Origin of the sequence: Streptomyces sp. NPDC051183 (assembly GCF_040682455.1) — a bacterium.
Taxonomy (GTDB): domain Bacteria; phylum Actinomycetota; class Actinomycetes; order Streptomycetales; family Streptomycetaceae; genus Streptomyces.
Map to the genome: position 1 here is coordinate 70,431 of NZ_JBFBBA010000016.1, position 9,057 is coordinate 79,487.

Genomic DNA, 9,057 nt, shown 5'->3' on the forward strand with positions numbered 1-9,057 from the left:
GTATCCATGGCAACGCTTGAAATCCACGACCTGCACGTCTCCGTCGAGGCGGAAAACGGTGCCCGCGAGATCCTCAAGGGCGTCGACCTCACCGTCAAGCAGGGTGAGACGCACGCCATCATGGGTCCGAACGGCTCCGGCAAGTCCACCCTGGCGTACTCGCTCGCCGGTCACCCGAAGTACACCATCACCGGTGGCACCGTGACCCTCGACGGCGAAGACGTCCTCGAGATGTCCGTCGACGAGCGCGCCCGCGCCGGCGTCTTCCTCGCCATGCAGTACCCGGTCGAGGTCCCCGGCGTCTCGGTCTCCAACTTCCTGCGCACCTCGGCCACCGCCATCCGCGGTGAGGCGCCGAAGCTGCGTACCTGGGTGAAGGAGGTCAAGTCCGCCATGGAGCAGCTCCAGATGGACCCGGCCTTCGCCGAGCGCAACGTCAACGAGGGCTTCTCCGGCGGCGAGAAGAAGCGCCACGAGATCCTCCAGCTGGAGCTCCTCAAGCCGAAGATCGCGATCCTCGACGAGACCGACTCCGGCCTGGACGTCGACGCCCTGCGCATCGTCTCCGAGGGCGTCAACCGCGTCCGCGAGACCGGTGAGGTCGGCACCCTGCTGATCACCCACTACACGCGCATCCTGCGCTACATCAAGCCCGACTTCGTGCACGTGTTCGCGAACGGCCGCATCGCCGAGTCCGGTGGCGCCGAGCTCGCCGACCAGCTGGAGGCCGAGGGCTACGACAAGTACGTGAAGGGTGGCGCAACCGCGTGACACAGCTGCCTGGCCTCCTCGACATCGAGGCGATCCGCAAGGACTTCCCCCTGCTGGATCGTGTGGTCCACGACGGGAAGAAGATCGTTTACCTGGACAACGCGGCGACTTCGCAGAAGCCGCGCCAGGTGCTCGACGCGCTGAACGAGTACTACGAGCAGCACAACGCCAACGTCCACCGCGGCGTGCACGTGCTCGCCGAGGAGGCCACGGCGCTGTACGAGGGTGCTCGCGACAAGGTCGCCGCCTTCATCAACGCACCGAGCCGCGACGAGGTGATCTTCACCAAGAACGCCTCGGAGTCGCTCAACCTGGTCGCGAACATGCTCGGCTGGGCGGACGAGCCCTACCGGGTCGACCGCGAGACCGAGATCGCCATCACGGAGATGGAGCACCACTCCAACATCGTGCCGTGGCAGCTGCTCGCGCAGCGCACCGGCGCGAAGCTGAAGTGGTTCGGCCTGACCGACGACGGCCGGCTCGACCTGTCCAACATCGAAGAGGTCATCACGGAGAAGACGAAGATCGTCTCCTTCACCCTGGTCTCCAACATCATGGGCACGGTCAACCCGGTCGACGCGATCGTCCGGCGCGCCCAGGACGTCGGCGCGCTGGTGCTGATCGACGCCTCCCAGGCCGCTCCGCACATGCCGCTGGACGTGCAGGCGCTCGGCGCCGACTTCGTGGCCTTCACCGGCCACAAGATGTGCGGCCCGACCGGCATCGGCGTCCTCTGGGGCCGCCAGGAGCTTCTGGAGGACCTGCCTCCGTTCCTCGGCGGCGGCGAGATGATCGAGACCGTGTCGATGCATGCCTCGACCTACGCCCCCGCGCCGCACAAGTTCGAGGCCGGTACGCCCCCGATCGCCCAGGCCGTCGGCCTCGGTGCGGCCGTGGACTACCTGACCGCGATCGGCATGGACAAGATCGCCGCGCACGAGCACGCGATCACCGAATACGCGATCAAGCGCCTCTCCGAGGTGCCGGACCTGCGGATCATCGGCCCCACCACGGCCGAGGACCGCGGCGCCGCGATCTCCTTCGTGCTCGGTGACATCCACCCGCACGACGTCGGCCAGGTACTGGACGAGCAGGGCATCGCGGTCCGCGTGGGACACCACTGCGCCCGCCCGGTCTGCCTGCGGTACGGAATTCCGGCGACGACGCGAGCGTCTTTCTATCTGTACTCCTCTCCGGCCGAAGTCGACGCTCTGATCGACGGGCTGGAGCACGTGCGGAACTTCTTCGGATAACGAGGGCGACGAGGCGCAGTGAAGCTGGAATCGATGTACCAGGAACTGATCCTGGACCACTACAAGCACCCGCGAGGGCGTGGCCTGCGCGACGGCGACGCCGAGGTGCACCACGTCAATCCGACGTGTGGCGACGAGATCACGCTGCGCGTGAAGTATGACGGCGAGACGCTCACCGACGTCTCCTACGAAGGCCAGGGCTGCTCCATCAGCCAGGCCGGAGCGTCCATACTGAACGAGCTGCTCGTCGGCAAGGAGCTCGCCGAGGCTCAGAAGATCCAGGCCGTGTTCCTGGAGCTGATGCAGTCCAAGGGCAAGATCGAGCCCGACGAGGAGATGGAGGAGGTGCTGGAGGACGCGGTCGCGTTCGCCGGTGTCTCCAAGTATCCCGCGCGGGTGAAGTGTGCTCTGCTGAGCTGGATGGCGTGGAAGGACGCGACCGCCCAGGCACTGGGCGACGCCGAGAGGAAGACGGCATGACCGAGAACGCGACGCCCGAGGCGTCGATCAAGCCGGCCACCGAGGAAGAGGTCCGCGAGGCCCTCTACGACGTGGTCGACCCCGAGCTGGGCATCGACGTCGTCAACCTGGGCCTGATCTACGGCATCCACATCGACGACGCGAACATCGCCACCCTCGACATGACGCTGACGTCGGCGGCCTGCCCGCTGACGGACGTCATCGAGGACCAGGCGAAGTCGGCGACGGACGGCATCGTCAACGAGCTCCGCATCAACTGGGTCTGGATGCCCCCGTGGGGCCCGGACAAGATCACGGACGACGGCCGCGAGCAGCTGCGCGCGCTCGGCTTCAACGTCTGAGCCACCGCGCTCCCCGAAGGGCCCCCGGCACTGCCGGGGGCCCTTCGCGCGTTCCGGGAGCGGGTGCTCCGGGAGGCGCCCCGAGTTCGCCCGGCGGACGATTGACGTGCACCGGGAGTTGGCCGCGGTGGCCGAATCTTCTCGACGGCCGTCACAGCGTGACGCGTGGTTCGCGCTCGGCTCGACGCGTGGGGACACCGATGAAGAAGCAGCTTGGTATCGCAGGGATCGCGGCGCTGGTCGTCGCCGGTACGGTCACGGCCGTGCCCGCGCAGGCGGTGACCTACGGGACGCCGACCATCGCCCTGTCCGCGTCCTACCTGTCCGGCGCCGTCGGGGCGGTCGGGGACCCGGTGGTGAACGTGACCGTGGGGCAGAGCGGAGCCGACGTGTCCGCACTGACGGTCAGCGCCACCGCGTCGAGCAGGGCCTCGGTCGCCGGTACGGGCGACGTGACCGTCACCGGGGCTGGTGCGGTGCGGCAGCTGGCCGTCACCGCGCGCGGCCGCGGCTACACCAGCCTCACCGTCAAGGTGACCGGGCTGGGCGGCAAGAGCGCCACCAAGACCCTGTCGTACGCGGCTTCGGCCGCGGTGCTGAACCCGGCCGACGCGCGCTACCTCACCGGCGCCTCGGACTCCTCGGCCGCCGTGGCCGTGGGCGGCGGCTACGCGATCGTCGCCGACGACGAGTCCAACGTGCTGCGCCTGTACGACCGTTCCCGCTCGGGCGCGCCGGTGCGGACCTGGGACTTCAGCTCGCAGCTCGGGGTCAGCAAGGAGGTGGACATCGAGGGGGCGACCCGCATCGGCAACACCGTCTACTGGACGGGCTCGCTCGGCAACAACAAGGACGGCGAGTACAAGGCACCCCGGAACACCGTGTTCACCACCACGCTGAGCGGCTCCGGATCGGGCGCGCAGCTCGCGTACGGGCGCTCGTACAAGAAGCTCCGCGACGACCTGGTGGCCTGGGACGTGGCGAACGGCAACCGCTACGGTTTCGCGGCGGGCACGGCGGCCGGTGAGGCGCCGAAGCAGATCGACGGGTTCAACGTGGAGGGGCTGGAGTTCGCCCCCGGCTCGACCACCACCGCCTACCTGGGCTTCCGCGCCCCGCTCGCGCCGGCCGTACCGGGGGGCAAGGCGCTGGTGGTGCCGGTGACCAACTTCGACAAGGTGCTCTCCAGCGGGGCCAGGGCGGCCTTCGGGGCGGGCATCGAGCTCGACCTCGGCGGGCTCGCGATCCGTGACATCCGCAAGAACGCGGCCGACCAGTACCTGATCCTGGCCGGGTCCTGGGCGGCGGACGACAACTCCGACCCGTACGCCCTCTACCAGTGGGACGGCGTCGCGGGCCACGCCCCGGTCAAGCGGGCCGACCTGCCGACGACCGACCCGCGCGGCTGGGAGGCCATCGTGGACGTGCCCGACCTGTCGGCCGCGGGCGCGCGGGTGCAGCTCGTCACGGACAGCGGGTCCGCGGACCTGTACGGCGACGGGACCGAGGCCAAGGACCTGACGCACCCCGAGTGGAAGAAGGCCCGCGCCGCCTGGTTCACGCTGGGCTAGGGGGTGGCTGCACGGGGGCGCGCGTCGGTATGTGTACGGGTGTACGTAAGGCATGTGTACACTCGTACACATGCCTTACGTACTGCTTGCCGCAGCCATTGCCGCCGAGGTCGCCGGGACCACCGCCATGAAGTACAGCGAAAGCTTCACCAAGCTGTGGCCCTCGCTGGGCACGGTGGTCGGGTACGTGATCGCCTTCTCGCTGCTCGCGCAGACCCTGAAGTCGATGTCGGTCGGTACGGCGTACGCGATATGGGCGGGCGTCGGTACGGCCGCCATCGCCGCCATCGGGATGGTGTTCATGGGCGAGGCCGCCACCGCCGCGAAGATCGTCGGCATCGCGCTGGTGATCGGCGGCGTGGTGCTGCTTAACCTGGGCGGGGCGCACTGATGCCCGCCGGCGCGCGGCGCTACGACCCCGAGCGGCGGCAGCGGATCATCGACGCGGCGATCCGCGTGGTGGGCACGAAGGGCATCGCGGGGCTGAGCCATCGGAGCGTGGCCGCGGAGGCGGATGTTCCGCTGGGTTCGACGACGTACCACTTCAAGACGCTGGACGACCTGCTGGTCGCGGCGCTGCGGCAGGCGAACGAGGGCTTCTTCGCCCCCGCCCTCTGCGTGCGGGAGGGCGAGGACCTCGCGGGTGCGCTGGCGCGGCTGCTGGGCGAGCTCCTGTCGGCAGACCGGGGCCGGGTCGAGCTGGAGTACGAGCTCTACCTGGCGGCCCTGCGCCGGCCGGCGCTGCGGCCGGTGGCGGCGGAGTGGTGCGAGGCCGTGGCGGCGGCCCTGGCCCCGCGGACCGACCCGCTGACGGCGCGCGCGCTCGTCGCCGTCATGGACGGCATCAGCCTGCAGGTCCTGCTGACGGACGCCGCGTACGACGAGGCGTACGCGGGCGAGGTGCTGCGGCGGGTGCTGGGGCCGGTCGGGCCGGTCGGGCCGGTCGGGCCGGTCGGTCCGGTCGGTCCGGTCGGTCCGGGTCAGGCCGGTTAGGTCGCCGCCCGTACCGCCGCCAGGGCGGCGGTGACGCTCGCCTCGATGTCCTGGATCGGGTACAGCACCTCGCGGACCGTGCGGTCCCGGTCCAGTACCAGCGTCAGCCGCTTGAGCCGGCTGACGCCCGCCGCCCGGAACGTCGGCAGCCGCAGCGCCGCCGTCAGGGCGAGTTCCGCGTCCGACAGGAGCGGGAACCGCAGCCGCTCCTGCTCCGCGAACTCCCGCTGCTCGTCCGGCCGCTGCGTCGAGACCCCGTGCACCGTGGCCCCCGCCGCCGTGAACTCCGCGAGCTGGTCCCGGTACGTGCACGACTCGAAGGTGCAGCCCTTGGCGCCGGGGATCCCGGCCCAGCCGGGCGGGTAGGACTCGGCCCGGGCGTACGCGCCCGGGAAGCAGTACAGGACCGTGAACGGCGTGTCCGCCACCGGGTCGCGGAGCTCGCCGAAACGGTCCGGCAGGAGCAGCTCCGGCAGCCGTGTGCCGCGCAGCGCGTGCACCCGTACCGCCTCCCGCGAGGCTTCCTCCGTCGTTGCCGTCATCTCTCCCTCTCCCAGGACCCAGGTGTCGCCCCAGTCCTGGAGGGCCACCAGGACGGGCAGCAGCCCCCGCCCTCGCGGGGTCAGCTTGTACTCGTGCCGCACCGGGCGCTCCTGGTACGGCTCGCGCGTCAGCACCCCGGCCTCGACCAGCATCTTCAGCCGCTCGGCCAGCACCTTGCGGGACACCCCGAGCTCGCGCTGGAGCTCGTCGAAGCGGTTCAGGCCGCGTGCGGCGTCGCGCACGACCAGCAGCGTCCACCAGTCGCCCACGACGTCGAGGGCCTGCGCGATGGAGCAGTCCGCGTCGCCGAGATGCGTGCGCTGGGCCATGGGAACTCCTTTGTCCGTTGACCCAAGGCTGTCATGCTGACATAGTCCGTTCCCAAAAGGAACTAACTCATGACGGATGCGGGGGGCACGGGTGTGCTGCAGGGGTTCAAGGACGTACCGAGGGTCGTGTGGCTGCTGGCTGCGGGGATCTTCGTCAACGCCGTCGTCAGCTTCACGTTCGTCTTCGTCTTCCTCTACCTGACCGGCCCGCGCGGGCTCGGCGCAGCCCAGGCGGGCCTGATCGTCGGGATCGGCGGCGTCGGACTGGTCGCCGGGAACTTCACCGGCGGCTGGTACGGCGACCGCTTCGGGCACCGCCGGGTCCTGGTCACCGCCTCCGCGCTCGGCGGAGCCGCCCTCGTCGTCCTGCCGGCGGTGTCCACCGGCCTGCTGGCCCTCGTCCTGCCGCTCGCCCAGTACGCCTCCGGGGTGGTCCGCGCCGCCAACTCGGCGCTGGTCGCGGTCACCGTGCCGGAAGGCTCCCGGCGCCAGGCCTTCGCCGTCACCCGCTTCCTGTCCAACGCCGGTTTCGCGGTGGGCGCACCGATCGGGGCCTTCGTCGCGACCGGGCTCTCGTACGACTGGCTCTTCGTCGCGGACGGCCTCGGCACCCTCTTCTTCGCCCTCTGGATCGCCCGGGTCGTCCCGGCCACGGCGGCCACCGCTCCTTCCGCGGCCCCGGACGGGGGTCTGGGCCGCGGAAGGCTGTGGCCGGAGCTGCGCGCGCGGCCCGCCGTACTCGTCCTGCTCGGCGCGATCGTCGTCATCGACGTCGTCTACCGGCAGCACTACACGACCTTCCCCGTCCTCCTCGCCGACCACGGTCTGGACACCCGCGCCTACGGACTGCTCATCGCGATCAACGGCGGTGTGATCATGCTCCTGGAGATCCCCGCCGCCCTCGCGCTGCGCCGGCGTTCCCCCTTGCACATCATCGGCACCGGGCTGGTCCTGGTGGGCGGCGGCTACGCGATGCTGATGCTCGGGGTGGGTGCCGTGACCGCCGCGGCCATGATGGTGCTGCTCACCCTCGGCGAGATCCTCTACAAGACCACCGCCACCGCCTACGTCGCGGACGAGTCGCCCGAGCACGCCATCGGCCGGTTCCAGAGCCTGTACGCGGGCGTCTCCGTCAGCGGTGTCGTCCTCGCCGCCCCCCTCGGCGGAGCCCTGTACGACACCGCGCCGGGCCTGCTGTGGCCGCTGTGCGCGGCACTCGGCGCGGCCGCCGGGGGGACGGTGCTGGTCATGGGTGCGCGGGGGGTGCGGCGACGCGCGCGACCGGCACATGAGACCGGTTCGCAACCGCAGGCCGTCGCCGGTTAGGTTTCGGATATGACTGCTACGCGTACCACCGGCGCCGTCGCCGCCGGACTTGCCACCATCACCGCCGACGGCACCGTCCTCGACACCTGGTTCCCCGCCCCCGAGCTGGTCGCCGACGCCGGCCCGGCCGGCACCGAGCGCCTCACCGCCGAGAAGGCCGTGGAGCTGCTGGGCGCCGCCGCGGCCAAGGCCATCCGCTCGGACGCGGTCCGCGGGGTCGAGGTCGTAGCCGTCCGCACCGTCATCGCCTCGCTGGAGGACAAGCCGCTGGACGCGCACGACGCGTACCTGCGCCTGCACCTGCTCAGCCACCGCCTGGTCAAGCCGCACGGCCAGAACCTGGACGGCGTCTTCGGCCTGCTGACCAACGTCGCCTGGACCTCGCTCGGCCCCGTCGCGGTCGACCAGGTGGAGACCGTACGCCTCAACGCGCGCGCCGAGGGCCTGCACCTCCAGGTCACCTCGATCGACAAGTTCCCGAGGATGACGGACTACGTCGCCCCCAAGGGCGTCCGCATCGCCGACGCGGACCGCGTCCGCCTGGGTGCGCACCTCGCCGAGGGCACCACCGTCATGCACGAGGGCTTCGTCAACTTCAACGCCGGCACCCTCGGCACCTCCATGGTCGAGGGCCGCATCTCGGCGGGCGTCGTGGTCGGCGACGGCTCCGACATCGGCGGCGGCGCGTCCACCATGGGCACCCTCTCGGGCGGCGGCAAGCAGATCATCTCGATCGGCGCGCGCACCCTGATCGGCGCCGAGGCCGGCGTCGGCATCGCGCTGGGCGACGAGTGCGTCGTGGAGGCCGGCCTCTACGTGACCGCGGGCACCCGCGTCACCCTCCCGGACGGCCAGATCGTCAAGGCCCTGGAGCTCTCGGGCGCCAGCAACATCCTCTTCCGCCGCAACTCGGTCACCGGCGCCGTCGAGGCCCGCCCGTACAAGGCGGCCTGGGGTGGCCTGAACGAGGTCCTGCACAGCCACAACTGACGTCCCGCAACACCTGCAACACCTGCAACACCTGCAACGCCGCGTCGCGCTGAGCGCCCTCCCGTCGGGGAGGGCGCTCGGTCGTTCCGGGCCGGCCGGACGGTCAGTTCGCGAGCCGCAGGAACCAGCGGCGTGAGGGGTGGGTGTCGCAGTCGAACTGGACGAGCGGGTGGTTGTTGGCGGTGGTGCTGCCTCCGGCGACGGTGGCGCACTTCCCGGTTTGGACGTTCACGATCTGGAAGGAGCTGCCGTTCCCGTTGGTGATGTTCCAGCGGCGTGAGGGGTGGGTGTCGCAGTCGAACTGGACGAGCGGGTGGTTGTTGGCGGTGGTGCTGCCTCCGGCGACGGTGGCGCACTTGCCGGTCTGGACGTTCACGATCTGGAAGGAGCTGCCGTTCCCGTTGGTGATGTTCCAGCGGCGTGAGGGGTGGGTGTCGCAGTCGAACTGGACGAGCGGGTG

Annotated in this window: 11 protein-coding genes; 9 read left to right on the forward strand and 2 right to left on the reverse strand. The window is 70.6% G+C overall.

All coding sequences use genetic code 11. From position 1 onward, the window contains the following. The first annotated feature begins 6 nt into the window (after nucleotides 1-6). The 7 genes from sufC (at nucleotide 7) to AB0M99_RS16440 (ending at nucleotide 5,409) form a co-directional block, all read left to right on the forward strand. Complete coding sequence (gene sufC, locus AB0M99_RS16410) at nucleotides 7-771, forward strand: Fe-S cluster assembly ATPase SufC (RefSeq protein ID WP_053785807.1); 765 nt, start codon at nucleotides 7-9, stop codon at nucleotides 769-771. Beyond that, a complete protein-coding gene (locus AB0M99_RS16415; RefSeq protein WP_365920811.1) occupies nucleotides 768-2,024 on the forward strand; it encodes a cysteine desulfurase in 1,257 nt (418 codons plus the stop codon). The genes sufC and AB0M99_RS16415 overlap by 4 nt, the downstream gene beginning before the upstream one ends. Before the next feature lie 18 nt (nucleotides 2,025-2,042). Further along, on the forward strand, nucleotides 2,043-2,504 hold the full coding sequence (sufU, locus tag AB0M99_RS16420; protein WP_365920813.1) for a Fe-S cluster assembly sulfur transfer protein SufU: 462 nt from the start codon (nucleotides 2,043-2,045) through the stop codon (nucleotides 2,502-2,504). Beyond that, on the forward strand, nucleotides 2,501-2,845 hold the full coding sequence (locus AB0M99_RS16425) for a metal-sulfur cluster assembly factor (RefSeq protein WP_030388904.1): 345 nt from the start codon (nucleotides 2,501-2,503) through the stop codon (nucleotides 2,843-2,845). The genes sufU and AB0M99_RS16425 overlap by 4 nt, the downstream gene beginning before the upstream one ends. Nucleotides 2,846-3,045: 200 nt before the next feature. Further along, on the forward strand, nucleotides 3,046-4,416 hold the full coding sequence (locus AB0M99_RS16430) for a DUF3616 domain-containing protein (RefSeq protein ID WP_365920815.1): 1,371 nt from the start codon (nucleotides 3,046-3,048) through the stop codon (nucleotides 4,414-4,416). Nucleotides 4,417-4,486: 70 nt separating this feature from the next. Then, complete coding sequence (locus tag AB0M99_RS16435) at nucleotides 4,487-4,807, forward strand: multidrug efflux SMR transporter (RefSeq protein ID WP_365920817.1); 321 nt, start codon at nucleotides 4,487-4,489, stop codon at nucleotides 4,805-4,807. After that, nucleotides 4,807-5,409: a TetR family transcriptional regulator gene (locus AB0M99_RS16440; RefSeq protein ID WP_365920819.1), complete on the forward strand. Its 603-nt coding sequence runs from the start codon at nucleotides 4,807-4,809 to the stop codon at nucleotides 5,407-5,409. Before AB0M99_RS16435 ends, AB0M99_RS16440 begins: the two co-directional genes overlap by 1 nt. On the opposite strand, the gene AB0M99_RS16445 is transcribed toward AB0M99_RS16440, so the two are convergent. Continuing rightward, the gene (locus AB0M99_RS16445) at nucleotides 5,406-6,281 is read right to left on the reverse strand and encodes a winged helix-turn-helix transcriptional regulator (protein ID WP_365920821.1); all 876 of its coding nucleotides are present in this window, start codon (nucleotides 6,279-6,281) and stop codon (nucleotides 5,406-5,408) included. The genes AB0M99_RS16440 and AB0M99_RS16445 overlap by 4 nt on opposite strands. 69 nt (nucleotides 6,282-6,350) lie before the next feature. On the opposite strand from AB0M99_RS16445, the gene AB0M99_RS16450 reads away from it, so the two are divergent. Together AB0M99_RS16450 and dapD are read left to right on the forward strand one after the other, a co-directional pair. Beyond that, on the forward strand, nucleotides 6,351-7,607 hold the full coding sequence (locus AB0M99_RS16450; RefSeq protein ID WP_365920823.1) for an MFS transporter: 1,257 nt from the start codon (nucleotides 6,351-6,353) through the stop codon (nucleotides 7,605-7,607). Between the two features lie 9 nt (nucleotides 7,608-7,616). Further along, a complete protein-coding gene (gene dapD / locus AB0M99_RS16455) occupies nucleotides 7,617-8,597 on the forward strand; it encodes a 2,3,4,5-tetrahydropyridine-2,6-dicarboxylate N-succinyltransferase (protein WP_365920825.1) in 981 nt (326 codons plus the stop codon). Nucleotides 8,598-8,700: 103 nt separating this feature from the next. On the opposite strand, the gene AB0M99_RS16460 is transcribed toward dapD, so the two are convergent. Next, a partial coding sequence (locus AB0M99_RS16460; RefSeq protein WP_365920827.1) for an RICIN domain-containing protein occupies nucleotides 8,701-9,057 on the reverse strand: 357 nt, incomplete at its 5' end.